We start from the raw sequence: 24,422 nt of genomic DNA, 5'->3' as shown, positions 1-24,422 counted from the left end.
CCGGCGGCGCGCACACCCCGAACTCCGCGCCGCGTGCTCGCAACCACACTGCGAGTCCCACGGGCGGTTTCACGTCCCGCAGAACCCACAGTCGATAAAGACGCACGTACTTCGCGAATCCCTAATTACCTCAAGTGCTGGCCTCAGCCGACGATTCTGCGCCACGACCCGGGCCTTGCCGCAAGGCCCCCCGTGCGCTATAAGTTGAGAGTGGCAAGGAGTGGGTAACCTCCTTGCCTTTGCTTTTTGCCGTCCGCCGCGGATGGACAAGCCCCTCCCCCGTCGGCGCCCGCGACGCGCGGTCGGCAGCCGAAGTACGGTCGCCGAAGACAGCGGCCCTCACCCACACCCCGCCATGTATGAGGGTCGGGGGTTCCGGCTGACTGAGTGGATCAACGCCGGGCGTCGCCGGGCGCCAACAGCCTGGTGACTCCGACGATCGCTTCGGCCGAGGGCTTGAAGTAGCGGCGGAGGTTCTCCGGCTTATTGTGCCGGGACTTGGCCATGAGCATCAGCAGCGAAGTGCCCTGCCCGCGGGCCGGGCGGCAGCGTATCCAGGTGCCGCATCAGTACGCTGTATCGACGGAAACTTCCTGCAAGCGAGTCCGCACCCAGGGCAGCACTGACGCGATGAAGGGCCCAAACGGCGTCGCTCAGAAGGGCGTCCGAAACGATCAACGTCACGCCAGGAACCAGCAGGACAACCCAAGGGACCGTCTCCAACGTCGAACGGGTCTGCTGGATGGCGCGACGCGTATGTCGTGCGTCGACGTGCAACCCGAGCCGGTCAATGAGGCTGTCCAACGCGGCTGATCTAGCGGCGGCCTCCCGAGCATTTACCCGCCGTCGCCAGGCACGTCCGCGGATGCAGAAGGAAGCGACCCGAAGTCGAAGCGCCTGTCCCCACACCATCAGCTGCCCTCCCCTCTAGAGGCACGTTGAGTTCGCAGGATGGACGGAGGCCTTCCAGCGCTGTCCGCGAAACGGTCCCAACCACCCATCGGCGCACCGTCGTCAGCAACTCGGCTCAGTGGGCTCGGGCCAGGGATCGGCGCGGGTGGCCCCTACTGACTGGCTCCCTCGCTCCGTCGGAGATCGGGCAGACCACCTTCATGCACACGTGCCTTTCGCGGAGACAGTGCTCCGGCACGCGACGAAACCGGATGCCGAATACCTTTCGCACGTTAACGAGGGCTACTTACGCGACTGGTACCGACAGAAAGACCTGCTCCCCAACGGCCTGGAAACCGTCATCGACGGCCAACACCCTGGACAACACGGTCCAACAGGTCCCTTCTGACAGCGGCCTGCACGGCATTCTCCCGATCGACCGCTGACAACCCCACTTTGAACCTCGAATGCCATGGTCAGCCGCGCAGGGCAGTGCACCGAAGGGTGACTCTCGCTTGGACGAGATCGCCGGTGGGCGCATGTAGCCGGGTAGGGTTGCACCTTCATGACCTGGGGGTTTTCCATGCGTACGCCGACGATCGCCATGAGAGCTGTGCTCGCGTGTTCAGCGCTGGCGGCTGGGCTGAGCGGGTGCTCGGAGAGTTCTCCCGCACCCGCGGACCGCTCCGCCGGACAGCTGCTCGACGACGCCAATCGGACCATGAGCGCGCTCAGTTCGGTGACCATGGACACCACCGGCGCCTCCGTCGGAGGTTCGCACACCTCGCACATGACGACCGACCGCAAGAGCAAGTGCAAGAACAGGACCACCTGGGCCGACGGCGGCACCCTCGAACAGATCCGTATCGACGACACGGACTATGTCCGGCCGGACGCCGCCTATCTCAAGAAGGCGGGTCACGGCATGGCGGAGGCTCAGACCCGTTGGGCGAAGACACCGGCGAGCAGCGCGAAGCCAGGAGATGGACTCGCCTCGTGTCCCTACCCGTTCACGTCCTTCGGCGAGGCCATCAAGGGGAATCGGGTGGCCGTCAGCGGCCGGAAGGCCATCGAGGTGGTGGTGCACGACAGGGCAGACCGGGACGGCCAATACACCTTCACCGTCGCCGCCGAAGGCAAGCCCTACATTCTCAAGGTCCTCTACAAGAGCACCGACCGCGAGACCACCACCTCGTTCAGTGGCTTCGACGAACCCCTGGCCATCCGGCCCCCGGCCGCAGCCGATGTCGTGGACGGAGCCGTAACGCCGCAGTGAGCGGTGTCTTCGCCAACCTCAGGCGTCCTTCCCGTCCTAACTGATCGGTGAGTGACTGTGACGCCATTCAGCGGGCTCTGTTACAGATCCTGGGAGCGGTCGCGGAGAATTACCCCAGTGTTCGGCTGAGGGCCCGAACGATCAGCTTGCGTGGTCGCCTCGTAGCCTCCGTGTATGACTGGTGATCCGTTCGAGTGCCGCTGCGTTCTGTGCCATGACTACGGCGACCGCGGCGAAGCCGACCAGATGGACCTGACGATCAATTCGAACGTGCAGCAGCATGGCTGGCATGTGGTCATGGTCCCCGAGGACGGGGTCGGCCCGGGATTCGCGTACACCATCGGCCTCGCGCACACGCATGGCGGGCCTGAGCTCGCCATGTTCGGACTCGACATCCACGCCATGCACCGCATGTCAACATCCTCGGCGACAGGGCTGCCGCCGGCTGCGTCCTGGAGAACGGCCAAGAACATCACGACGTTGTGGACGGCTATCCAGTCGCTCTCAAGAGTGCGGACCAGCGTTGGTACCGAACCTTCTTCGGGCGGGCCATCAAGTTCTACCGGCAGCCCCCGCTGCCCGTCCTACAAGTTGCATGGCCCGATGCGAAAGGGTGTTTCCCTGGGGAAGAGCAGGCGGACAAGAAGCACCGCGAGTCCCAGCCACAACTATGGCTGCCGCCCGCTGACCACCCGGCCGGGGTCTGGACCGCAGAACTCTGCCCGGCGATCCGTTCACGTGCGCACCCTCCCGGGCAGCCACAGCCCGTTCGCCGCCCGGCCCCGTGAGCTCGCCGCAGCTCTGCTGCCGTGAGCGGCGAACGCCGTTCTCCACCCGCTGCGGCGCCGGCTTCTGCTGCATCTCCAGGGTGAAGCCGCCGCCCTGAATCATGAATCGGACCACCCGATGGAAGATGGTGCCGTCGTAGTGGAACGCTTCGGTCCCGGCCGACTGCGGCCTGCCTCCGCGACGTGACCCGGACGCCGGCGAGCACGCCGAAGACTGAACCGCCCCCGAGGGCCCGGCTGTTCGCTGTACCACCGCGCAGAACGGGTTGCGCCGCCCGCAGAGGGACGTGAAAGGTCGGCGAAGGAGCGGTTCAGGCGGGGCCGGGGGCGCTCTGGTGGGCGCTGAGCGCTTCGGCGGTGCTCGGGTAATGGGGCAGGAGGCTGTCCACACCCGTGAGGGTGAGCATGCGCATCAGCCGGTCGGGGATGGCGGCCAGGGTCAGGGAGCCGCCCGCTTCCTTGGCGCCGTGCCAGATGCCGATCAGTGCGCTGAGCCCGGCGGAGTCACAGAAGCCCACACCCGACAGGTCCAGGATCAAGTGGCGGTGGCCCTGGCCGATGAGCTCCAGCGCGCGGGTCCGCAAGCCGGGTGCGGTATGCAGGTCGATCTCGCCGGTGACGGTTGCGACCGCCGCGGGACCGGGGGTGGTGGTCAGGGCCAGCTCGATGTCGTCGGTCATGGCCGTCAGTGCTCCTCGCCGGCGGGCGCGGCGGTGGTGTGGGCGGTGGATCCGGCCCGCGTCGCGGCGGCGGTCTGGTCGGAAGTGGGAACCGACAGAGCCAGCAGGGCGACGTCGTCACTCGCGCCCCCGGCCAGGGCGTCCAGCAAACCGACGGTGTCCTGGACCAACTGCGCCGCCCCGCACGAGGCGGGACGAGCGGCGAGGAAGGCCGTCAGGCCCTCGTCACCGAGCATGGCGCCGGTGCTGGTGCGTGCCTCGGTCAGCCCGTCGGTGTAGAGGAGCAGGGCCTGGCCGGGGGCGAGGTGACGGGTGGTGGAGGCGAAGTGGGCGCCGGGGAAGGCCCCGATGAGCATGCCGCCCTTGGGGCGGACCGCTTCCACCCGCGTGCGCGTTGCGGGCCCGGCTTCGGGCGGGGCGGGACTGAGGTGGTAGGCCGGAGGGTGCCCACCTGCGGCCAGCTCCACGGTGAAGCCCCCGGCCGCAGCGGGGGTGAGGGTGGCGAAGAAAGCTGTGCAGAACCGGCTGCCCGCCCACACGTCGGCCAGCAGGGCGTTGTTCAGGGCCTCAAGTACCGCGACGGGGTCGTCCGTGTGCTGGGCGGAGGCCCGCAGGGTGTAGCGGGCCAGGGAGGTGATGGTGGCCGCCTCGGCGCCCTTGCCGCACACGTCCCCCAAGAACAATCCCCACTTCCCGGAGGGCAGGGGGAAGACGTCGTAGAAGTCGCCGCCCACATCGTGAACGGACGCGGTGTGGTAATGACAGGCCAACTCCAGGCCGGGCGCCGTCGGCAGCGCCGGCGGCAACAGGGTGCGCTGCAAGGTGGAGGCGAAGGAGGCGATCGCCGCCTTGTCCCTCTCCGCCTGCTCCCGGGCCGCCCGCTCAGCCTCGGCGGCCCGCTGCTCCTGGCGCACCGTGCGCAGCGCCGACAGACGCAGCTCCATCTCGTCCAACACGATCGCCGCCAGATCGGTCAGGGTCGCAGTCTGCTCGGAGGTGATGGAGCGGGGCTTGGTGTCCAGGACGTTGATGGTTCCCAGCTTGTGCCCGTCCGCAGTGGTGATCGGCGCGGCTGCGTAGAACCGAACCCCCAGCGGACCGGTGACCAGCGGGTTGCCGCAGGCGACGTCATCGAGCAGCGTGTCAGGGATCACCAGGGCATCGTCGCGCAGCACCGCCGAACCGCACAGGCCCGGGTCGCGGCCGATCTCACTGACCCCGTCCAGGCCGTGCGCGGCCTTGAACCAGATCCGGTCCTCGTCCACGATCGTCACCGTCGCCACGGGGACGTCGAACAGGCGGGCCGCTAGCGCAGCCACCCGGTCGAACGCCCCGTCGGGCGGGGTATCAAGGATGTCGTAGCGGCGCACCGCTTCCATCCGGTCGGCCTCAACGACCTCGTCGGGCACCAGATGCAGGCGCTTGCCAGGAACGCCGTCCTCGAATGCCGAAGCCTGCTCGGGCATCGGCCTTCCACCTTCCTTGACCTCCCGCAGCCGCCGGACGCGACGCGGGCCAGCGGAAAGCGTAAGCGCAACGAGTACGCGAAGACCATCCGGGTGGCACCTCGAAGGAACCCCAACGATGTCGACGCGCAGTGATGGATGGTGAAACCGGCGACGGCACGGGGTATAACTGCGCTCCCCTCATCGCCCCACCTGCGGGCACAGAAGGGCAAGCGGGGCTGAATCTGCCCTTTGTCCCTGAACGCGCAGGCGTTTGACGACAGCTCCCTGGCGGAAGACGAGCCATTCCGAATGATCAGTGGTCGTAAGTGATCAGCGATCGCGTGCTGGGCTGGCTGATCTTGTGGTTGCGCCAGCGCCGGCCTGTGGGTGGTAGAGCTCGTGAGCGCGGGCCAGGTCGACAGGCCTGTCTTGGGGCAGGTGCAGGAAGAAGTCCAGCTGCCACGCCTGCGCACTGCTGGCCTGGCGGTTGGTGGTGGTCACCCAGGGCGGGTAGACGCGGAAGGCTCGTTTCCCACCGGAACCGCTTGCTGATATGACGCCGTGTTGGCGGAGCTCGTCCATGGGAAGGACGAACTGGCCGAAGTGGTGATGGTCGCGGGTGCTGATGACAAAGAGGTCGACGGGGTCCGTTGCGTCGAAGGGCTGGATAGGCCCGGCCGGGGACCTCTTCCAGACGGTGACGAATTGGCCGACCTTGGAGGGGGTCGTCTTGGCTGCGCGGAAGCGGATGGAGAGGCCGTCAAGGGTGAACTCGTGGGCGGCGTAAGCGGCGCCCTCGGCTTCGGGCACTGGCTGCGAGCAGGCGAACCCGCAGGGGTCGTAGACGAGCGCCTTCGCCGCAATGAGATCTCCGTGGGCCTGGTCGGTGTTCAACCACGGTTTGGGGTGGAGGTCGGATGAGTACTCGGGGTTCGTCGTCATCCGTCCACCCTGTCACGGGTGCTTGGACGCAGTCGGCTTGACTTGGGGAACGTCGCTCTCGTCGGGGCAATCCCAATGCTGACGGTGTGTCCGGGAACGCAGACAGGGCGTCCAAGTCAGCAGGGCCGTCTAGGTTGTTCGTCACAGAACGATCTTGACGGAGGGTCGCCTGCTGATCGGCGGGCGGGACGCGCGACGCGGGACGCGCGAGACGAGCATGGCGGGGGTGGGTGGACCGCTGCACCCATGTCACCGCGCAGATGGCGGCCGAGCACCTCGCGGACGCCGCGGAGGCATGGCGAGCTGCGCCGGCCTGCCGTGCGGCGCGAGGGCAGGGTCTGCCGGCGAACCTGTCGTGCGGGTCGGCGCAGCGGGTCTTCAGGCCGGTGATCTCGGCGGGCTTGCCGCGCTGTGCGTGCTTGGTTCCGACGGCATCCAGGGCGGCGCCGACCGTCGCAGCGCGAGCAGCCCGCCGACGCCCGGAACGATGGCCAGGACCTTGGCGGCGACCGGGGCCTGCTTGAGGCGCCAGGTGGCGATCACGACGAACAGATAGGCGCAGCCATGGGTCGGGCCCATCAGGGAGGAAATGGCCTTGAGGTGGATGGTGAACACATTGGCCAGCAGCACGGTCAGGGAAATCAGCTCGGCGTGAGCCGCGATGTGCAGGTGGCGCGGAGAACGGATGTGCATGATCACGCCCCCGTGGTGGAGCCGGGACGGATGATCATCAGTACGGTGACGGTGGCCCAGAGCAGGTTGAAGATGCCGGTGATCATGGCGAGACGGCCCGGTGTCGAGGCAATCGGTGCTGGCGACGGCGAGGTGGCACTCGTTGTCTCGGCCAGTGCACGGTCCTGCGCGGGCAGGATCAGCAAGGTTAGGACGCCGGCCGCTGCCGCCGTCAGCAGGATCGAGGTGATCAGCCAGGTGTCGCCGAGGACGCCGAGGCTGCTGGCGGTGGCGAGGCCGAAGAGGGGGACTGCGATTCCGATTCCCGCGTAGACCCGGCAGATGCGTGCAGTGTCCGCAAGGTCGTGCGGGCATCGCCGTCGCCGGAGGCGCGGCGCAGCGTTGCGGGAAACATGCTCGCGGCGACGGTGACCGGTCCGACGGCGACGAGGGCGGCCAGGACGTGCAAGGACAGAAGGAGCTTGGTCACGCCTGGTGCTCCAAGACGGTCTGACGCGTGCCGGTGACCTTCGAAGAGGGGAGGCGTCCGGCCTTGGAGGTGCCCCGGAGGGTGTCCCCGTCGACCGCTACATCGAAAACCAGGTTCAGCCGCATGGGCTGGGTGACGGCCTGCTTCCAGGTGAGCCGGTCGCCGTCGAGGGTGATGTCGCCGAGTGGGACTTCCTCGCCGGCATTGCGGGCGACGCCGGTCAGGGTGCCGTCCTGCACGCGGAGTTCGACCACGGCCTTGATCTTGCCGATGGGGGTGGAGATGGACAGGTTCCAGGTGCCTTCGACAGACATGCTGATGTTCTTTCCTGACTGTGCTCGGAGGATGTTGGGCGACTGAATCGCGAAGGGCCCCATGCCTAGAAGGTGGTGGGTGTCGGGCCCTGCGGGCGCCAGACGGTGCCGCGCCGCTCGTGAGCGAAGAACTCTTCGACGGCGTGCGCGACGCGGGGGCCCACCTCACGCTCCAGGAGGTACAGGCCCAGGTCGAGCCCGGAGGTGACGCCGGCGCCGGTGATGAGGTCGCCGTCGTCCACGATGCGAGCGCGGACCGCGTGGGCGCCGGTGGCGTCGAGCATGTCCAGCCCCATGTGGTGAGTGGTGGCGTGCCGTCCCTCCAGCAGGCCGGCCATGGCCAGGACCAGCGAGCCACCGCAGACCGTGGCGACCGTGATGCCCGGGTCGTCCATGGCCAGCTTGAGGAGCGCGGGGAGCTCGGTGGCCAGTGTGCGGCCCAGCCGTACCGGAATGAACTCGTCCTGCTGCCACTCGCCGGCCCCCAACTCTTCCTCGGGAACCTCGCCCGGCTCGCCCACGCGACCGGAGGCGCCGGGAACCAGGACCAAGTCCGCACGCTTCAGGTCGAGGGCACCCACAGCGCACAGCGCCAGCCCCCCGGTGCCACTGATCACCTCCCGGGGGCCCTCCGCCGAGACCAACTCGACGGTCACCGCGCCGCCCGATGCCTGGCCCCCGGCGTACAGCACCTCGTAGGGGGCAACAACATCGAGCGGGTCGAAACCATCGAACAAGACAACCTGCACATGCATGAGCGTTCCTTCGGAATCGTGTTCCTTCAGGTCAGACACGTCGAAGTCAACCTCTTGCCGAGCCCAACGCCCAGTGGCATGAATGACATCTTTCAACGAGAAAATGCCACACGCTTCCAGGACCTCCGAAGTGCAGCGACACTGAGGACGTCCTGATTCGGACCAATTCCATCGAGCGGTGAGAAGGTACGTTCCGGCCATGCACACAGTCGCCGTTCTCGCCCTGGAGCAAGTGATCCCCTTCGACCTGTCCACCCCGATCGAAGTCTTCTCGCGGACCCGTCTGCCCGACGGGCGACCCGGCTACCAGGTCCGCGTGTGCGCCGAGCGCGAGGAGGTCGACGCCGGGGCCTTCGCCCTGCGTGCCCCCTGGAATCTGGAGGGCCTCCGAGACGCCGACACGATCATCGTGCCGGGCGTCAGCGACCCCACGGCCCCGCTCTCCCCGGCCGTGCGTGACGCGCTGCGATCGGCCGCCAACGACGGCACCCGAATCGCCTCCATCTGCACGGGCACTTTCCCCCTGGCCGCCACCGGGCTCCTCGACGGGTTGCGCGGCACGACCCACTGGAGCGTGGCCGGGCTCCTGGCAACCCTGTATCCAGACGTCGACGTCGACCCGGACGTCCTCTACGTCGACAACGGCCAGTTCCTCACCTCGGCCGGCGCGGCAGCGGGCATGGACCTTTGCCTGCACATGATCCGCCGTGACTACGGCTCGGCGGTCGCCGCCCATGCGGCCCGCCTCTCGGTGATGCCGCTCGAACGCGAGGGAGGTCAGGCGCAGTTCATCGTCCACGACCACACCCCCGCACCGCAGGGCTCCGAACTGGAGGCACTACTCACCTGGCTCAGGGGGAACTTGACCCGCGACCTCACTCTGTCCGACATCGCCGCGCAGTCCGGCACCAGCACCCGGACCCTGATCCGGCGCTTCCGCGATCAGACCGGCACCACCCCACTCCAGTGGCTTCACCGGGCCCGCATCCGTCAAGCACAGCACCTGCTGGAAACCACGGATCACTCCGTGGAACGCATCGGCGACCAGGTCGGATTCGGGTCGCCCACCACATTCCGCGACCGCTTCAAACGCACCACCGGCGTCAGCCCGCAAACCTACCGGCGCACCTTCAGCTGAAGCAGTGACTCGGAACGACCGTCGGTCCGATTGCACAGCGCCAATGCTGGCGCATCGCCCGCCAGGTCAGACCAACTGCCTCGCCCCGCGAGTACGACTCATCCCGGGAGACCGAACGGCCCACAGCGGCGTCGGATGGCTCCGCTGCCCGCTGCCCGGCTCTCGGCCCGACTGCCCCGCACGGTAGCGCTGGTACCACTCGGGCCAGTACTCCAGCTGTAGATCTTGATCACGACATTGGGAGTGCCTGACATTGGTAGAGGCTGCTCAGTGCACGGGCCTGGTGTCGTCGGCGCCAGCATGACCAATTGAGCCAGTGCGCCAGGCCGCGTGGTTGCGGTGCGGCGAAGGCGGTGAAGAGACGTTGCATCTCGCCGCAGGTCAGCAGGGCGAGCCCTGGCGGCGTGGTCGCGGTGGTCCGTTCGATGCGGCCGTGACCACGAGAAATGCGTGCGCGAGCATGGCCAGCGTGGTCCAGCGATGCCAGGAGGTCCAGCGGCGGACCTGGTGTTCGTCCAGGCCCGCCAGGCTCTTCGCGCACTGGAAGGTCTCCTCCACCGTCCAGCGGCGCCCGGCCACCCTGACCAGGGCACTCAAAGGAACGGGTCTAGCCGAGTAGCAACGGTAGAAGGCGAGTTGGTCGGTGCACCGGTTGCGTCGAATGAGCACCGACCGGTGACCCGTGCTGCTCGCCGGGCTGTCGATCTCTACTTGGGCCCAGTCGTAGAAGCGGTGGCCTTTGGCGCCGTCTCCGGCTGAGAGTCGCTGCCATGCAGTCTTCGGGAGGCAGTGGGCCACCATGGCGGCCGTGAAGACGCTCGCGCGGGGCGGGATCGGTCGCTTGCGTGAGACGGCGAGGACGTAGCCGACCTGACGGCGCTCCAGTTCGGCGCTCAGGTGGGGGTCGCCGCCATAGACCTCATCGCCGGTGACCCATGAGGCCGTGACGCCGGCGTCCAGGCCTGGGCGATCATCTCGGTGGCCAGGGCGGGCTTGGTGGCGAACCCCGTGTGGCCCGAGATGCCTGCGGCCCGGCACTGGTCGGGGTCCTGAGTCCAGGAGCGTGGGATGTAGAGGCGCCGGTCGATGGCAGCGTGCCCGACCGAGGTGGAGTAGACGAGGTAGACGGCGACCTGGGCGTTTTCCGATTCGCCCAGCGGTCTCGGTGTACTGGCGTTGCACCCCGACGCTCGCGGTGCCGTTCTTCAGGTCACCGGTCTCGTCCACCACCAGGACGACGTCCTGGTTGCCCAGGTGCTCGACCACGAAGTCCCGTATGTCGTAGCGGACCTTGTCGGCGTCCCAGGACGCGCGGCTGAGCAAATGCTGCATACCGGCCGGACTGCTGTCACCGGCATGCTCCGCGAACACGGCGATCTCGGGGTCGAAGACCTCGCCGTCTGCCGCCCGCTCGGCCACCCACAGCCGGCTGACTTCAGCGAGCCGGTGCTCGACGGCAGTGCACAGGGCATCGCGAAGGGTGCCGGACGACGGCGAGGACAAGCGGACCCTCGCCGTCCTCCCGGTCGACAACAGTCTTGGGAACATCGTCGTCCAGGACTTCCTCAAAGCTCCGACTGGTGAAGATGCCCTCCCCCTCGATCAGAGCCTCCTCGACAGCGAAGTTGCCGAAGGTCAGGGACTCGAAGACCCCGTCGGGACCACCCTCCGCGACAGCAGCGGCAGCTTCGGCGTCCGGTGCCACGAAGAACTTGATGACGATGCTCATCGGGGCAGAGTGCCTGTTCCACCGGGCCCGGTCCACCTGCCAGCGGCCAGCAGAAGCCGACCTACCGACCCGAGATGGTGTCCGCCCACAGGACAAGATCAAGATTCACACGTGGTACTAGGTTCACCATGAGATCGGGTACAGCTTTCATGGCACCGTCCTCCTGCGGGGCCCTAGCGTCGATCCCGTGAAACGCAATCGCCGTATCAGCGCCGTCGCGGCGCTGGCGCTCGCCGCCCTCGTCACCGGAACCGGCGCCGGGTCCGCCGCCACGACCACACCGTCGGCCACGCCGGCGGCCACGCACGCGTTACCCACCGCACCGGCCACAGCCACCGCGCCACCGCGGTCCCTCCAAGGCACGCTCCCTGCGCCGGCCGGCCCCTACGCCGCCGGCGAGGACGTCATCCACCTCACCGACGCGAGCCGTCCCGACCCGTGGGTGCCGTCATCCGGTCCCCGCCAACTGACCGTCACGATGGTCTACCCGGCCGTCCCCGGGACCGGGACGCCGGCCCCTTACATGACCCTCGCCGAGGCAGCCGGACACATCCAGCACGCGAAGATACCGGCGAGCTCCGGCGTCACCCCGCAGAACCTTTCCAGCGTCACCACTCACGCCTTCGGCGGCGCGCGGCCGCAACGCGGCAAGTATCCGCTGGTGGTCCTCTCACCCGGGTTCGGGGACCCGCGCATGGTGCTCACCTCGCTCGCGACCGACCTGGCCAGTCACTGCTACGTCGTCGCGCTCGTCGGCCACACCTACGAGGACAGCGGCGAGACGCTGGCGAACGGCCAGACGCCGCCGTGCGCGATCTGCGATGACCCGAATCTCGACACGGACACGGTCACCGCCAGCCGCGCGCTGGACGTGTCCTTCGTGATTGACCGGTTGACGCATGGCAATACCGCGTGGCGCCTGGCACACCTCATCGACAAGCACGAGATCGGCATGGCCGGACACTCCATCGGCGGAGCGGCCGCCGCCACCACGATGATCGCCGACCCGCGAGTACTGGCCGGGGTGAACATGGACGGCACCTTCAGCCCGGCCCCGATGCCCGGCCAGATCAACCGGCCGTTCCTCATGCTGGGTGCGGCCGCCTACCACTCGACCGGCGGTGGTGACAACTGGGGGCAAGCCTGGGCCGCCCTCGGCGGCTACAAGAAGTGGGTGGCGGTCACCGGCGCCACCCACCCCAGCTTCACCGACGTGGACCTGCTCGAGGAGGAGGCCGGGTTCCCGACGCCGCCGCTCGACCCCGAACGTGGAATCGTGATCACGCGTGGGTACGTGACGGCGTTCTTCGACCGGACGCTGAAGGGGATCCACAGTCCGCTGCTGGACGGCCCCTCGCCGAACAATCCGGAAGTACTCTTCCAGCTCGGGAGTTGAACCAATGACCGTACAGTCCCTCCTCCTGCGGTGTCCTAGCGTCGTGCCATGACGATTCCAGCTGGACTGAGACGCAAGGTCGTCCGGGCGTGGCGGGACACCGGCTTTCTTGCCGCTGGTGTGCTGCCGCACCTGGCGCTGGTGCCCGTGTCATCCTGGGCGGGGCTGACTATCGCCAGGACCGGGAATTGGCTCCTGACGGTTCCCATGTCGACCGCCCTGGTCCTGCTCTGCACCCTGGTGCTGACGGCCGTTCAGCGGGCTCGCTACCGGGTGTTCATCGGTGTGGACGTCCCCCGGCTCACCCCCACCGCGCCGGAGAAATGGACGTGGGCCTCGGCCGCCCAGTGGCTCGCGGCAACGCGGCCTTGGCGCAAGGTCGGCTACCACCTCCTGCTGGGCCCGCTGCTCGCGCTGCTGGAGCTGCTGGTGCTCGCGCTGGCGGCGGCGGGCCTGGCGGGCGTCACCGCCTACGCCTGGGCATGGATGCTGCCAACCGGAATGCGCCAGGACTGGTTCGGCAATCCGACCCAGCTGTCGGCTTGCACAGCGGCTGGACTCCTCCTCCTGTGCGCCCTGCCCTGGACCGCGGGGGCAGCAGCCCGGGCCGAGGCGCGGCTGGCGTTGGGCCTGCTCGGGCCCAGCCGGGCGCAGCGGCTCCAGGAGCGGGTCGATCAGTTGGCCGTGAGCCGGACCGACTTGATCGAGGCCGTCGACGCGGAGCGCCGCCGGATCGAGCGTGACCTGCACGACGGCACCCAGCAGCGGTTGGTGTCTCTCGCGGTCAACCTGGGTCTGGCCATTGCCACCCGCCCGGACCTGCCGAGTGATGCCCGCGAGGAGATCGCGAGAGCGCACCTGGAGGCGAAGGAGGCGATCGCCGAACTCAATGACCTGGTGCGGGGGCTGCACCCGGCCGTGCTCGAAGACCGAGGTCTGGACGCGGCGTTGTCCGGGCTGGCTGCCCGCACGCCCCTGCCGGTGCGGCTGCGGGTCGATCTGGAGGAGCGGGTGGCGCCCAACGTGGAGTCAGTCGCGTACTTCGTGATCTCTGAGGCGCTGACCAATGCGACGAAGCACGCCAACGCGACGCGTGCAGAGGTGATAGTCCGTCAGATCGGCGAGGTACTGCGAGTGCGCGTTACCGACGACGGGCTGGGCGGTGCCGATGTCACAGCCGGCACGGGGCTGACCGGGCTGGCCAAGCGGGTCGGCTCCCTCGACGGGGCCTTCCACGTCAGCAGCCCCGTTGGCGGGCCCACCACCATCACCGCGGAGCTGCCGTGCGCGCGGTGATCGCTGAGGATTCGGTGTCGTTGCGGGTCGGCCTGGTCAAGACGCTAGAGATGAGCGGGTGCCAGGTTGCCGCGGAAGCCGGCGACACGGAGGGGCTGTTGGCGGCAGTGGAGGAGCACCGGCCCCAACTCGCTTTCATCGACGTCCGGATGCCGCCCGGCTTCGCCGACGGGGGGTCCGGGCGGCAATGGAGATCCGTCGGCGCTGGCCGGGACGCCGGTGGTGCTGCTTTCGCAGTACGTGGAGGAGCGGTACGCAGCTGACCTGCTGTCTGCGAACACCCTGCCTGTGGTCGACGCGGACCACCGCCGCGTCCAGGCCGTGCTGCGGTTCCTCGGAGCGTCCCGGGCCTTACTTTCCCATTCGTGATCACGATCTACGGCTGGAGTACTAGACGCCTACGCCGACCAACTCGACCACCGCATCGAGGCGGGGCTGCCGCCGGAACAGATCCCGGTGACAGCAGGACCGCCCCGGTGACAACTATCGTGCTTCGGCTCAGTCGAATGAGCCGAAGCACGATAGTTGTCACCGGGGGCGCCTGCCGAACTGCGACGTCGTGTGGGTGAAGCACGATGGTTGTCACCAGTTCGGCGCGCTACCTGTCACCAGCAGCGCGCGAAGCAGTGCCGCTTCTTGCCACGAGCCGTGAGTTGGGGCCCGGTCATCGCGCGCACAGCCGGTCCAGGGACGCGCGGCTCTCCTCGTCCGCGGCGCGGTAGATGAGAAGGCGCAGTCCTGGGTCCTGGAGCGGTAGCAGGACTTCGAAGTCAACGGTGATCGCACCGGCGACCGGATGCCGCAGCAACTTCCGGCCGCGTCCGTTGACGCTGACCTCCCGCTCCGTCCACGAGCGGGCGAAGTCCTCGTCCTGGGTGACGAACTCGGCGATGAGGTCCGACAGTTCCCGGTCTTCCGGGTGCGCGGCCCATGCCGCGCGCAGGTGGGCGATCCCGTCCCGCAGCACCTGCTCCCGGTCGGCGTAGAAGTCGCGCATCGCCGGGTGCAGCAGGCACAGCCGCATCGCGTTGAGCCGTGACGGCGGTGCGGCCTCGAAACCCGGTAGCAGCCGGGCCATTTCGGGGTTCCAGGCGAGGATGTCGTACCGGTGGTCCAGCAGCATGGCCGGCAGCGGCGAGAGGTCACCGACCAGGCGGGCCAGCGACGGCGCCGCACTGGCGGCCGGCCCACCGGTGGTGCCGGGACGGCGGCGTTCGGCCAGGTCGAACAGGTAATCGCGTTCACTCGCATCCAGGCATAGGGCCCGGGCCAGCGCCCCCAGTACCTCCGCGGAGGGCCGCAGCCCGCGGCCCTGCTCCAACCGGACCACGTAGTCGGTGCTGACCCCGGCCAGTTCGGCGACTTCCTCTCGGCGCAGCCCCGGTGTCCGCCGGGCCCGCCGATGCGACGGCAGGCCCATCCGGCCGGGGTCGAGGCGCTCGCGCCTGCTGCGCAGGAACGCGGCCAACTCCTGAGCTGTGTCCATGGTCCGGGTCGTCATGACCGGTCCAACCGCCAAGGTGGGACCGCTCTTCCCAGGAAGACTCCTCCCTTATCCGGGGCCGGCCGCCGCCGCAGACTCGGTCCCGGAACGGAACACGAGCACACGCGAGCACAGGAGAACCTGATGGCACTGGCCCTGGACGACTACCGGCTGCTGGGCCGCTCGGGACTGCGGGTCTCACCGCTGGCCCTGGGCACCGCGACCTTCGGCACTGAATGGGGGTGGGGCGCTGAACGGGCCGAGGCCCGCCAGCTGTTCGACCGCTACGTCGGGCTCGGCGGCAACCTCCTCGACACCGCCGACACCTACACGGAGGGCAGCTCCGAGCGCCTGCTCGGCGAGTTCGTCCACGAGGAGCGCGAACGCCTGGTGCTGGCGACCAAGTACTCGACACTGCGCCGCCCCGGCGACCCGAACTCCGGGGGCGGGCACCGCAAGGCACTGTTCGGCTCGGTGGAGGGCAGCCTGCGGCGGTTGGGCACCGACTACCTCGACCTGCTGTACCTGCACGTCTGGGACTTCCGAACGCCGGTGGAGGAGGTGCTGCGCGGCCTGGACGACCTGGTCCGGCAGGGCAAGGTGCTGTACGTGGCGATCTCCAACACCCCGGCCTGGCAGGTGTCCCGGATGCAGGCGATCGCCGACCTGCGCGGCTGGTCGCCGCTGGTCGCGCTACAGGTCGAGTACAGCCTGATCGAGCGCACCGCGGAGCGCGACCTGATCCCGATGGCCCGGGAGCTGGGCCTGGGCGTGGTCCCGTACTCGCCGCTCGGCGGCGGGGTGCTCAGCGGCAAGTACGGCCGGGAGGACGTGGGTGCGACGGGCGCCGGCCCCGACGGAAGCACCCGCCGGAGCCACAACCTCGCCCTGGGCACCCTCACCGAACGCAGCCTCGGCGTGGCCGGGGTGGTCCGGGAGTTGGCCGGCGAGATGGGGCACACCCCGGCCCAGGTGGCGCTGGCCTGGACGCTGCGGAAGCCGGGCGTGACGAGCACGCTGCTCGGCGCCCGCACCCCCGCCCAGCTGGAGGACAACCTGGCTGCCCTGGCAGTCGAGCTGACGGACACCCAACTGGCCCGGCTCGACGCGGCGGGCGCGATCGCCCTCGGCCAGCCGCACGACCTCCTGGCGAGCGAGCCCATCCGCCAGGTGACCACGGGTGGCCTACGAATCGAAACCCGCCGCTGACGGTCGGCCGTCAGCGGCGAGAGCCGAAGTCTGGGACCGCGGTCGCTTCACCGTTCGGGCGGACCCGTTCGGATCGCTTCTGCCGTCGGACTCACCGTCCTCACGCCCTCAGAGCGGAGGTGAGCCTCGTCGGCGCCGACCGAACTGGTGCCAACTCTTGTGCCGGGTTCCCACGAGTGTCCTGTCGCAGTTCATCCGGCGGGTGGAGGGCTCCTCAGGGCACTGGAAGGAACGCAGCCGAGGGGCGAAGAGGTCTGCGGCATGACTGCTACTCGCCAAAGGCGGCGGCCCGTGCTTCTCAGCCACGCACGGGACCGCTGGGTGATGCTGGACGGGAATGATGATTCCCGACTCTGGAATCCCCGGACAGTTCCGCGTCCCCCCTCCCCCCCCGGCAACCAGCCCGGAGCCGAGCCTAAAAACCCCAAAGACTCCGTCGAGTCGAAGTTGCGCACCGCGATCTGCTCGGGCAAGACCCAGCTGGCGGCAGCACAGAACGTGATCACCACCGACTGGCCCAACGCACTCGCCAAACTCCACCTCAGCTAGCCAGGAGCTCCCGCCCGTCCTTGATGCTCATCCCGTACTTCTGGCGGACATAGGGTGAGAGGGCACTGCACGCGGCCGTCCCTGCCCATAGCCGCCTCCTCTTGCATTAGCCCGGGCCCTCGTCCCGGGAACGACCGAACAGGACGTTCATGGGCGCGGCGAACAGGGCGCCGCTGAGGGACAGCGCGGACCGGTCCACCTGCTCCAGCACGAGCGCGATCGCCAGGTCCGTGGTGTCCGCGTCGCCTTCGACCTTCACCCTGCGCGTTCCCGAGGTCATGGGGACGGGTCGGCCGCAGGTCGTCGCGATGGTGACGCCTTCGCGGCCGAGCCGGGCGTCCCCGGAGCCGCCGGCGACGTTGTAGGTGTAGCGGCGCTCGCGGACGGCCAGCTCCAGCCACCGGGAGCCCTTGCGGATCCCCTTGATCTTCAGCTCCAGGTCGACGATCGTGCCGTCCACCCGCAGCCAGCCCCCGTCCAAGGACGGCAGGACGCCCGCGCCCCCACCGAAGAGGGTCTCGGGGAACTCGGCTCCCTCCAGGGTGACTTGACGACTCGGGCCCTGCCCGAGCGCGCCGAGGGGCCTGGTGATGTCGACGCTGCCGAACGGCCCGGCCACGCCGCGATATCCCCGCAGCCGGTCCTCACGCACCGGTTCGAGTTCGAACTCGAAATCATCCACGCGGACGCCCTCCTCTCCTGTGTCCAAGTACTCAAGGGTCCCGCGGTCAGAACCAGTGCATGGGGTTGGCCTCCTTCTCCAGGTTCCTGGCCCCGCCAGCTAGACCACCCGCCTCCTAGCCGACGCCACCCGGGCCGCCACCCGGCACAAGAGCGATGACCAGCTGGAGGCGTACCGGCAACTCTCCTTGACGCTGGAGCTGACCGAGGCGGCCGCCATAAAGTGCGGTGACAGCGAACTCGCCGTCACCGCCGGCCAGCGCGCGGCCGCGGCCGCCGAACGCCCCGGGGACCCGGTCATCATGGCGAGCGCCGACCGCCACCTCGCGGACGCGATGACCGCCCACGGCGAGGCGGCGGCCGCCGTCGCGTTCGTCACCGCGGCCGCCAACCGGCTCCAGCGCGACCTCGTTCAGCGCGAGCCCGAAGGGCTGCCCGTGCTCGGGATGCTGTTCTTGAAGGCAGCGATGGCCCAGGCCGCGGCCGAGCCGACGACCACAGCCCGGACGCGCTCGCCCGCGCGGGGCCGGGCTTCCTCGATCAGGCCGGTGAGCACGCGGCACAGCTCGACGGTGACGCGAACGAGCTGTGGACGGCATTCGGGCCGACCGACCGCGCGCTCCACCGGGTCGCATCCCATGTTCAGTTGCGCTAGGGCACCGATACCGTGGCAGTTGCCGACGACATTCCGGCCGTCGCCTTCACAGGCCTCCCGCGCGAGCGGCGAGCACACCTGCTCACGGACCGCGCCTGGGTGAGAAGCAGGCCGTACAGCGTCAGGACGCAGTGGACACGCTCTCGTTGATCGGCCGGTCAACGCAGTGAGCGGATTGCCGGGCTCGTGGCCACCAGGGCCGCACATGCCAGGACGGCGCTGCCGCACAGCAGGAACAGCGGTGTCGTGCCGAAGGGGACCAGGACACCGGCTAGCAGGTAGGAGAAGGGATCGAAGGCCACCGTGGCCAAGACCACGAGGCTGAGCACACGGCCCAGCAATTGCCGCGGCACCCGCTCCTGCAAGGTGGCCACGACGACCACTCCGAGGAAGGCGGACCCGAGACCGATGAGCGAGACGACCGCCGTGGCGGCCACGACATGGGTAACGGCCGCGAGTCCGGCCATGCCCGCGCCGATCGTCGCGACCCCGCCGACCACGGTCCAGCCGCGCCGGGCGGGCGAACGCCACCCGGCCGTGAGCGCGCCGGCCAGTGAACCTGCACCGAAACCGGAAAGCACGATGCCCAAGGACCCGGCACCGCCGAGGCGTTGACCGGCGAGTACCGCCCCGCCCACGAGCACTGGACCCACGACCGTGATGTTGATCAGCGCGATGGCTGCCAGCATCCCCCGCACCACCGGCTCGCGCCACGCGTATCTCAAGCCCGCGCCCAGAGCGCGCGCGCTGCTGACCTGCTGACCGCCGACGGGGTCCGGCTCGGCGGCGCCCCCGGCGCGTTCGCCACCCCACACCGCCCGTCTGGGCAGGCTGAGAGCGACGGCTGCGAGTGCGGCCAGCGCCGCGATGCCCCACAGCGTCGCGTCGAAGCCCACGACAGCGACGACTCCGGCGGCCACTGCCGGGCCGACGAGATCACCGCCCGACTCGGCGCTCTGTACCAACGCGTTGACCCGGGCGAGCCTCTCGGTCGGTACGACCGCGGGCACCAGCGCGAGGGCTGCCGGGAAGTACGCGGCGTCGGCGCCACCGAGCACTCCGGCGAGGAGTGCGACCGTCACCACCGAGGGCGAGGTGAAGCTGACCAGGGCGCCGAAGGCGAGCAGGACCGCGACACGGAGCCAGGCCGCGCCGGTCGCGATACGCGCGGGACCGAGCCGGTCGACCAGCACACCCCCGGGCAGCAGAAGCACCGCTCGGGGCAGCGCCGCGGCCACCAGGACGAACCCCGTGGCCATCCCGGGCTCAGCCAGCTCCAACACGAAGAGCGTGAGCCAGATGAGGAACAGCGCATCGACCACGGCCGCCAAGCCCTGGCCCACGATCAGTCGGCGCAGGTGCGCCGCGCCGAGCGGTTCGCACGACAGGGATCGGGCGGTCGGCTCTGTCGTCATCGCCCTCGCCCTCGTCCCGCGGCGCCACCTGGATCGCCCCTGTGTGACGGGTCCCCAGCCAAGCACTCTGTCAATGTTCAACCCCCATGTGCAGCACGTCAGTTGGAACCTCGACTCGACAGCTGCGCCATCGCCGCCACCCGGGCCGCACCCGGCTGGACCCGGCCGGTGAGGACCCGGCCCCTCTCTCCGGTCGACAACGGGAACACATCCACTCGCTTCCGATGGGACGCGCTGCATGGGTGGACTCACCCTGCCCCTCACTAGGCGATGTGCGTACCTCCATCGACCGTCAGCGTGGTGCCGGTGATGTAGGACGAGGCGTCGGACACCAGGAAGACCAGGGCCGCGGCGAGTTCCTCCGGCTGTCCGACACGGCCCGAGAGCACTCTCGGCATCATCGCTTCGAGATAACCCTCGGCGTAGCCGTCCGTCATCTCGGAGGTGAAGAGACCTGGTGCCAGGGCGTTCACCCGGATGCCCTTGGTGGGAGTCCACTGCTGGGCGAGATCACGGGTGAGCCCGAGGAGTCCGGCTTTCGACGCCGAGTAGGCGGCTTGCGGCAGACCGCCGGTGACCAGCGCAAGGACGCTGGAAATGTTGACGATGGCGCTGCCTGGCCGCATCACCGCGCCCGCGGCCTGGGCCATCCAGTAGGAGCCGTTGAGGTTGGTGTCGACGACTTCGCGGAACTGTTCCGGCGTCTCCTCAGTCGCGGGTGTCTCCCTGCTGATCCCCGCGTTGTTGACGAGGACGTCCAGCCGCCCGAATGCCTGTACCGCCGCGTCGACCAGGGCGCGGCAGTCCTCCGGCCTGGCGATGTCGGTGGGCACGGCGATGGCCCGGCGGCCGAGTTTCTCGACGGCCGTGCGTACGGCCTCCAGCCTCTGGGTGCGCCGCGCCCCGAGTACGACATCGGCGCCGGCCTCGGCCACGGCGGTGGCGAAGGCGACACCAAGCCCGGAGGAGGCGCCGGTGACCACGGCGACGCGGCCATCCAGTCGGAAGCGTTCCAGGACACCCATGCTCAACTCCCCCTGGATACAGCAGTATTGGTCAGACCAGGCGAATGGCACGTCGGCGGATCCTGCCGACGGCGGTCATCGATGGTTGGCGATGTAGCTCACCGTGTCGCCGACGGTTTTCAGCTCTGCGCTCCGGTCGTCGGGAATCGTTACCGCGAAGCTGTCCTCCAGCGCCACGGTGATTTCCACCATCGACAGGGAGTCGATGTCGAGGTCTTCGATGAAGGACTTTCCCGCGGTCACCTGGGCGGGGTCGAGGCCGGTCACCTCTTCGACGATCTTGGCGAGGGCGTTGAGGATGTCGGTGTTGTTCACCACGGGGGCTTCTCCTTCTGGGGACGGGTTCGGCGTGGGTCTGTCATCCGAAGGTCAGAGCCCGAGGCGCCGTCGGTAGGTGAGGAGGGTGCGCAGGAATCCGTCCATCTGCTCCTCGGTGTGGCCCGCGTGCGGGAACAGGCGCAGGAGCGCCCGGTTGCGTGGGACGGCCGGGTAGGAGAAGACGGGTACGAGGTAGCCGTCCTCGACGAACCACTCCCGCATGTGCAGAGCGGCCGCGTCGTTCCCGATCGGCACGGAGAGCATGTACGAATCGGTCGGTGTGGTCGGTGTGTCGCTCTCGTGCATCTGGCGGCGGAAGCGGGCGGCGTGTGCCAGATAGTGGTCGACGATCGCCGGATCGTCGGCGAGGACATCGATCGTGCGCTTCGCGGTGTAGGCCGTGGGCGGCTGGATGGCGGCCGTGAACATCGAGGTGCCGGAGAGGAGTTCGAAGGCGTCGATGGCCGTCGCGGGTCCTGCGATCGCGCCGCCTTCCAGGCCGATGGCCTTCGAGAGCGACACCATGACGAAGTCGGCCCGGTCCCGGATCGCGGCTGCTTCCCTGGCGTACGGACGGTTCTCGGGCCCGTACACCATGAAGCCGTTCGCGTCGTCGATCATGCTGATGGCGCCGTACCGCTCGCACGCGTCGAGGATGTCGACGATCGGCCCCATGGTGCCGTCGGCCGAATAGATGCTCTCGGCTATCACCACGGTCTTGCGGGCCCGGACCCGCTCCAGGATGCGGGTCAGGTCGGAGACGTCGTTGTGCCGGAACGCGTGGACATTGCGGCCGTAGTCACGCCCCTCCAGCCCCTTCCAGATGCTCCAGTGGACATCACGGTCCACGACGAAGACGGTGTCGTGGTTGCGCACCTCGATGCCGGCATCGAAGTGAGCGGAACTGCTCATGGCGTGGACGAACCCGATATTGGCGAGCAGCCCGGTGGCGAAGCTGATGGCTCGCTCCTTGCCGGTGTGGCGGGCGATCGTGTCTTCGAGTACTTGGTGCGGACGGCAGATCCCCTGGGTCATCCTGGATCCACTGGTGCTCAGGCCGTGCGCGCGCGCCCCTTCGGCGAAATGGCGTTGTACGGGGAGGTGGCGATCCAGCTCGAGGAAGCTGATGCTGGCGAAGTTCACCAGTTCGCGGCCGTTGCGGACAACGGTCGGGCCGACGGGACCGTCCACCACGGGCGGGCGGTATGCCATGTCGTGCGTGTTCGCCTCGACGAAGGCGGCGAATTGCCACGGGGCCAGGCGGTCCACTGAGGGTGCGGCGATGCGGGAGACGGTCATGGTGAGGCTTCTCCTCCACGAGGGGCGCGGGGCGGCAGGGGCTCAAGGGCTGTGGCGAGGTGGCCGAGGGAGGCCGTTCCGGCCAGCTCGTCCGACGTGATCCCGGCGAAGCCGAACTGGTGCAGCAGCGCCAGCAGTTGGGGGATGGCGACCAGCGTCACGCCGTGATCGGCGAGGCAGCGGCTCATGTCCACGGTGTCCGGGCTGTCGGGGGTGCCGGCCGGCGGACCGCCGGGAGCGACGGCTGCCACGGCGGCTGCCAGCGCCCGTTCGGCGCGCGTCGCGGGCGGCCGCGACGGGATCGGCCGGAATCCCGTGTCGTCGGTACCCAGACGCAACTGGTCGCGTGGGCGGGGTGGTTGGTGGGTGATCTCGGTCAGTACGTAGCGGCCCGGTGCCATGAGGCCGGGCACTTCACCGAGGTGGTCCAGGACATGGTGATGCAGGTCGTCGGAGGTGACGCCGGGGTCGACGAGGACATGCGCCACGAGGCGCGGCTCCTCGCCCTGCTCCGCCGCCTCCCCGCTGGGGGCCGCCGTCACGTCGTGCACCCCCGGGTGGCCGCGCAGGACGTCCTCGACGTCGGACAGGCGCACCCACCCCTGCGGAGCCCGCCACCATCCGGGGGCGGCCGGTGTGGGTGGGCGTTGCGGTACCGGGCATTCGTCACCGTCGGCGAGCGTGCGCAGGAGACGGCACAGCCGGACGGGCAATGCCATGGCCTGCCCGGCGTCGAGTAGATGGTCCCCGACGGTGACGTCGAGCGTGACGACCCCCTCGTCACGCCCGAGGTCGACATAGAGGGTCTCGCAGGGGTCGTCCGGCGCGCTCGTGCTCCAGGTCGCGGAGCCGCCCGGCGGATCGTACTGCGCGGGGACCAGGTAGTCGCGCGGCCACGCGTAGCAGTTGTACTCGATGGTGGGTACGGTCACGACACCACGCCGACGGTCCATGCGCGCCTGGGCGGCGACCAGTTCGGCGGGGCGCCACTGGCCGTGTCGGTAGGCCGCGGCGGAGGCGGCGGCGACCGAGGCGACCACCTCGCCGAACGCCGCGCCCGGGCGGAGATCGATCTGCACCGGCACGGTCAGTGCCCGGACCCCGACACTGTTCCGCAGGTCGGCACGGGCCCGGTTCGAGACCACCACGGATGCCAGGAACCGGTGTTCGCCGGTGCGGGCGGCGATGTCATGGGCCAGCGCCGCGAGCAGGACGACCTCCGGACTGGCTCCATGGCGGTGGGCCAGGAGATCGAGGTCGGCGTACGCGTCCACCGAGCGGTGCTGGAGGCGGTGGCGCCCGGCGCCGTCGGGCGTCCCGCCGAACGGGGCCAACACGCCGGTCGGATTGCCCGCCAGACGCGTCAGCCACTCGCGTTCCGCCACGCGGGCGCGCTCCAAGGGTTGGGTGGCGGCCATGTCCAGCGGATGCGGGCATCCTTCCAACGGCGCATCGCCGCCGCGCAGTTGATGGTGCAGCTGGTTGATCAGTACCGCGAGGCCCCAGCCGTCGATCAGGACGTGGTGGGCGGCGATCAGGACCGCACGCGGCTTTCCACCCGCGAGCAGCACCCGGGCGAGCCAGGGCGGGTCTCGCTCGGCATCGATGGGGCGGGCGGCCAGCGCTGCCGTGGCGGTCTCCAGGGTCTCGGCATCGGCGTCGAGGACGTCCACGTAGTCGACCGGCAGCGGTGCCCAGTGCGCGGGGTGGACGTACTGCACGGGACGGAGCGGATCGACGGTGGTGCGCAAGGCCTCGTGCCGTGCGGTGAGGGAGGCGAGGGCCGCGAGCACGTCGGCGACGGTTGCCGAGGCGGGCACGTGGCAGTGGTCGGCGAGCGGCGTCGGGTTCACTCGCCGTGCCGCGGGGATGGTGTGCTCGAACCAGTGCCACTGCTGTATCCACGTCAGGGGCCCGCTGCGCGTGATGGCGGTCGGGCGGGGGGCCGGTTGGGGAAGGTGGTTCACGACCGG

General features: G+C 69.2%; 22 protein-coding genes and 4 pseudogenes. 8 read left to right on the top strand and 18 right to left on the bottom strand.

The genetic code is table 11. The annotated features are described in order from the left end of the window. Positions 1–392: 392 nt before the first annotated feature. A pseudogene (locus DWB77_RS39140) lies at positions 393–530 on the bottom strand (site-specific integrase); the annotation flags it as partial. A gap of 1,082 nt (positions 531–1,612) precedes the next feature. Between DWB77_RS39140 and DWB77_RS36830 the strand changes: the two are divergent. Both DWB77_RS36830 and DWB77_RS39700 read left to right on the top strand, forming a co-directional pair. Next, a complete protein-coding gene (locus tag DWB77_RS36830) occupies positions 1,613–2,167 on the top strand; it encodes a hypothetical protein (protein ID WP_246033779.1) in 555 nt (184 codons plus the stop codon). A gap of 174 nt (positions 2,168–2,341) precedes the next feature. Then, positions 2,342–2,980 carry a DUF4262 domain-containing protein gene (locus tag DWB77_RS39700; RefSeq protein WP_428985179.1) on the top strand — a complete coding sequence of 213 codons (639 nt, stop codon included), beginning with the start codon at positions 2,342–2,344 and terminating at the stop codon, positions 2,978–2,980. A 45-nt stretch (positions 2,981–3,025) separates the two neighbouring features. Here the strand turns inward: DWB77_RS39700 and DWB77_RS39490 are convergent. From DWB77_RS39490 to DWB77_RS36785, 8 genes and pseudogenes are all read right to left on the bottom strand, one after another. Beyond that, positions 3,026–3,208, bottom strand: a pseudogene (locus DWB77_RS39490) (peptidylprolyl isomerase); the annotation flags it as partial. Between the two features lie 58 nt (positions 3,209–3,266). Then, positions 3,267–3,635 carry an STAS domain-containing protein gene (locus DWB77_RS36815; RefSeq protein WP_120727047.1) on the bottom strand — a complete coding sequence of 123 codons (369 nt, stop codon included), beginning with the start codon at positions 3,633–3,635 and terminating at the stop codon, positions 3,267–3,269. Positions 3,636–3,640: 5 nt separating this feature from the next. Next, positions 3,641–5,101: a PP2C family protein-serine/threonine phosphatase gene (locus tag DWB77_RS36810; RefSeq protein ID WP_246033778.1), complete on the bottom strand. Its 1,461-nt coding sequence runs from the start codon at positions 5,099–5,101 to the stop codon at positions 3,641–3,643. A 312-nt stretch (positions 5,102–5,413) separates the two neighbouring features. After that, positions 5,414–6,025, bottom strand: coding sequence for a MepB family protein (locus DWB77_RS36805; RefSeq protein WP_120727046.1), 612 nt, complete (start codon positions 6,023–6,025; stop codon positions 5,414–5,416). 378 nt (positions 6,026–6,403) lie between these two features. Next, on the bottom strand, positions 6,404–6,718 hold the full coding sequence (locus DWB77_RS36800; protein ID WP_120728655.1) for a DUF3817 domain-containing protein: 315 nt from the start codon (positions 6,716–6,718) through the stop codon (positions 6,404–6,406). A 2-nt stretch (positions 6,719–6,720) separates the two neighbouring features. Further along, positions 6,721–7,187: pseudogene (locus tag DWB77_RS36795) on the bottom strand (DUF2269 family protein). After that, the gene (locus DWB77_RS36790) at positions 7,184–7,501 is read right to left on the bottom strand and encodes a hypothetical protein (RefSeq protein ID WP_120727044.1); all 318 of its coding nucleotides are present in this window, start codon (positions 7,499–7,501) and stop codon (positions 7,184–7,186) included. Before DWB77_RS36790 ends, DWB77_RS36795 begins: the two are co-directional and overlap by 4 nt. A 65-nt stretch (positions 7,502–7,566) precedes the next feature. Further along, positions 7,567–8,256, bottom strand: coding sequence for a DJ-1/PfpI family protein (locus tag DWB77_RS36785; protein ID WP_120727042.1), 690 nt, complete (start codon positions 8,254–8,256; stop codon positions 7,567–7,569). Positions 8,257–8,455: 199 nt separating this feature from the next. Here DWB77_RS36785 and DWB77_RS36780 point away from each other — a divergent pair, with 199 nt between their 5' ends. Further along, positions 8,456–9,394: a GlxA family transcriptional regulator gene (locus DWB77_RS36780; protein WP_120727040.1), complete on the top strand. Its 939-nt coding sequence runs from the start codon at positions 8,456–8,458 to the stop codon at positions 9,392–9,394. A gap of 381 nt (positions 9,395–9,775) precedes the next feature. Here the strand turns inward: DWB77_RS36780 and DWB77_RS36775 are convergent, their stop codons facing one another. Together DWB77_RS36775 and DWB77_RS38170 are read right to left on the bottom strand one after the other, a co-directional pair. Continuing rightward, positions 9,776–10,897 (bottom strand): IS701 family transposase, encoded by a 1,122-nt coding sequence (locus DWB77_RS36775; RefSeq protein WP_162952719.1) that lies wholly within the window; start codon positions 10,895–10,897, stop codon positions 9,776–9,778. Beyond that, a complete protein-coding gene (locus DWB77_RS38170) occupies positions 10,830–11,123 on the bottom strand; it encodes a hypothetical protein (protein ID WP_162952718.1) in 294 nt (97 codons plus the stop codon). Before DWB77_RS38170 ends, DWB77_RS36775 begins: the two co-directional genes overlap by 68 nt. Positions 11,124–11,310: 187 nt before the next feature. On the opposite strand from DWB77_RS38170, the gene DWB77_RS36770 reads away from it, so the two are divergent. The 3 genes and pseudogenes from DWB77_RS36770 to DWB77_RS36760 all read left to right on the top strand — a co-directional run. Beyond that, positions 11,311–12,519 (top strand): alpha/beta hydrolase family protein, encoded by a 1,209-nt coding sequence (locus tag DWB77_RS36770; protein WP_246033777.1) that lies wholly within the window; start codon positions 11,311–11,313, stop codon positions 12,517–12,519. A 48-nt stretch (positions 12,520–12,567) separates the two neighbouring features. Beyond that, positions 12,568–13,815, top strand: a complete 1,248-nt coding sequence (locus DWB77_RS36765) for a sensor histidine kinase (protein ID WP_120727036.1) — start codon at positions 12,568–12,570, stop codon at positions 13,813–13,815. Further along, positions 13,803–14,163 (top strand): annotated as a pseudogene (locus DWB77_RS36760) (response regulator); the annotation flags it as partial. The gene DWB77_RS36765 and the pseudogene DWB77_RS36760, both read left to right, overlap by 13 nt. A 316-nt stretch (positions 14,164–14,479) precedes the next feature. Here DWB77_RS36760 and DWB77_RS36755 read toward each other — a convergent pair. After that, positions 14,480–15,301, bottom strand: a complete 822-nt coding sequence (locus tag DWB77_RS36755; RefSeq protein ID WP_246033776.1) for a helix-turn-helix domain-containing protein — start codon at positions 15,299–15,301, stop codon at positions 14,480–14,482. A gap of 141 nt (positions 15,302–15,442) precedes the next feature. Here DWB77_RS36755 and DWB77_RS36750 point away from each other — a divergent pair, with 141 nt between their 5' ends. Then, on the top strand, positions 15,443–16,507 hold the full coding sequence (locus DWB77_RS36750) for an aldo/keto reductase (RefSeq protein ID WP_120727032.1): 1,065 nt from the start codon (positions 15,443–15,445) through the stop codon (positions 16,505–16,507). Positions 16,508–17,162: 655 nt separating this feature from the next. On the opposite strand, the gene DWB77_RS36740 is transcribed toward DWB77_RS36750, so the two are convergent. Continuing rightward, a complete protein-coding gene (locus tag DWB77_RS36740; RefSeq protein WP_120727028.1) occupies positions 17,163–17,738 on the bottom strand; it encodes a hypothetical protein in 576 nt (191 codons plus the stop codon). Between the two features lie 187 nt (positions 17,739–17,925). Between DWB77_RS36740 and DWB77_RS36735 the strand changes: the two genes are divergently transcribed. Beyond that, entirely contained in the window at positions 17,926–18,495 is a 570-nt protein-coding gene (locus DWB77_RS36735) for a hypothetical protein (protein WP_216826893.1), read from the top strand. Between the two features lie 55 nt (positions 18,496–18,550). Here DWB77_RS36735 and DWB77_RS36730 read toward each other — a convergent pair whose 3' ends face one another. From DWB77_RS36730 to DWB77_RS36710, 5 genes are all read right to left on the bottom strand, one after another. Beyond that, positions 18,551–19,807, bottom strand: a complete 1,257-nt coding sequence (locus DWB77_RS36730) for an MFS transporter (protein WP_120727027.1) — start codon at positions 19,805–19,807, stop codon at positions 18,551–18,553. A 263-nt stretch (positions 19,808–20,070) separates the two neighbouring features. Then, positions 20,071–20,832 (bottom strand): SDR family NAD(P)-dependent oxidoreductase, encoded by a 762-nt coding sequence (locus tag DWB77_RS36725; RefSeq protein WP_120727025.1) that lies wholly within the window; start codon positions 20,830–20,832, stop codon positions 20,071–20,073. Positions 20,833–20,907: 75 nt separating this feature from the next. Continuing rightward, entirely contained in the window at positions 20,908–21,150 is a 243-nt protein-coding gene (locus DWB77_RS36720; RefSeq protein WP_120727023.1) for an acyl carrier protein, read from the bottom strand. Positions 21,151–21,201: 51 nt separating this feature from the next. Further along, positions 21,202–22,449 (bottom strand): aminotransferase class I/II-fold pyridoxal phosphate-dependent enzyme, encoded by a 1,248-nt coding sequence (locus tag DWB77_RS36715; RefSeq protein WP_120727021.1) that lies wholly within the window; start codon positions 22,447–22,449, stop codon positions 21,202–21,204. After that, positions 22,446–24,416, bottom strand: coding sequence for a condensation domain-containing protein (locus DWB77_RS36710; protein ID WP_120727019.1), 1,971 nt, complete (start codon positions 24,414–24,416; stop codon positions 22,446–22,448). The genes DWB77_RS36715 and DWB77_RS36710 overlap by 4 nt, the downstream gene beginning before the upstream one ends. Between the last annotated feature and the right edge of the window lie 6 nt (positions 24,417–24,422).

Source organism: Streptomyces hundungensis (assembly GCF_003627815.1).
In the GTDB taxonomy this organism is placed as follows: Bacteria; Actinomycetota; Actinomycetes; order Streptomycetales; family Streptomycetaceae; genus Streptomyces; species Streptomyces hundungensis_A.
Note: the sequence above shows the minus strand (reverse complement) of the source record. Positions and strands in the feature narration are given on the sequence as shown.

Coding starts and splice junctions, on each gene's coding strand:
- DWB77_RS39700 (WP_428985179.1), top strand. CDS start 2,342: ATGACTGGTGATCCGTTCGAGTGCCGCTGCGTTCTGTGCCATGACTAC.
- DWB77_RS36805 (WP_120727046.1), bottom strand. CDS start 6,025: ATGACGACGAACCCCGAGTACTCATCCGACCTCCACCCCAAACCGTGG.
- DWB77_RS36750 (WP_120727032.1), top strand. CDS start 15,443: ATGGCACTGGCCCTGGACGACTACCGGCTGCTGGGCCGCTCGGGACTG.
- DWB77_RS36790 (WP_120727044.1), bottom strand. CDS start 7,501: ATGTCTGTCGAAGGCACCTGGAACCTGTCCATCTCCACCCCCATCGGC.
- DWB77_RS36715 (WP_120727021.1), bottom strand. CDS start 22,449: ATGACCGTCTCCCGCATCGCCGCACCCTCAGTGGACCGCCTGGCCCCG.
- DWB77_RS36830 (WP_246033779.1), top strand. CDS start 1,613: ATGAGCGCGCTCAGTTCGGTGACCATGGACACCACCGGCGCCTCCGTC.
- DWB77_RS36730 (WP_120727027.1), bottom strand. CDS start 19,807: ATGACGACAGAGCCGACCGCCCGATCCCTGTCGTGCGAACCGCTCGGC.
- DWB77_RS36755 (WP_246033776.1), bottom strand. CDS start 15,301: ATGGACACAGCTCAGGAGTTGGCCGCGTTCCTGCGCAGCAGGCGCGAG.
- DWB77_RS36780 (WP_120727040.1), top strand. CDS start 8,456: ATGCACACAGTCGCCGTTCTCGCCCTGGAGCAAGTGATCCCCTTCGAC.
- DWB77_RS36785 (WP_120727042.1), bottom strand. CDS start 8,256: ATGCATGTGCAGGTTGTCTTGTTCGATGGTTTCGACCCGCTCGATGTT.
- DWB77_RS36800 (WP_120728655.1), bottom strand. CDS start 6,718: ATGCACATCCGTTCTCCGCGCCACCTGCACATCGCGGCTCACGCCGAG.
- DWB77_RS36725 (WP_120727025.1), bottom strand. CDS start 20,832: ATGGGTGTCCTGGAACGCTTCCGACTGGATGGCCGCGTCGCCGTGGTC.
- DWB77_RS36765 (WP_120727036.1), top strand. CDS start 12,568: ATGACGATTCCAGCTGGACTGAGACGCAAGGTCGTCCGGGCGTGGCGG.
- DWB77_RS36810 (WP_246033778.1), bottom strand. CDS start 5,101: ATGCCCGAGCAGGCTTCGGCATTCGAGGACGGCGTTCCTGGCAAGCGC.
- DWB77_RS36815 (WP_120727047.1), bottom strand. CDS start 3,635: ATGACCGACGACATCGAGCTGGCCCTGACCACCACCCCCGGTCCCGCG.
- DWB77_RS38170 (WP_162952718.1), bottom strand. CDS start 11,123: ATGAGCATCGTCATCAAGTTCTTCGTGGCACCGGACGCCGAAGCTGCC.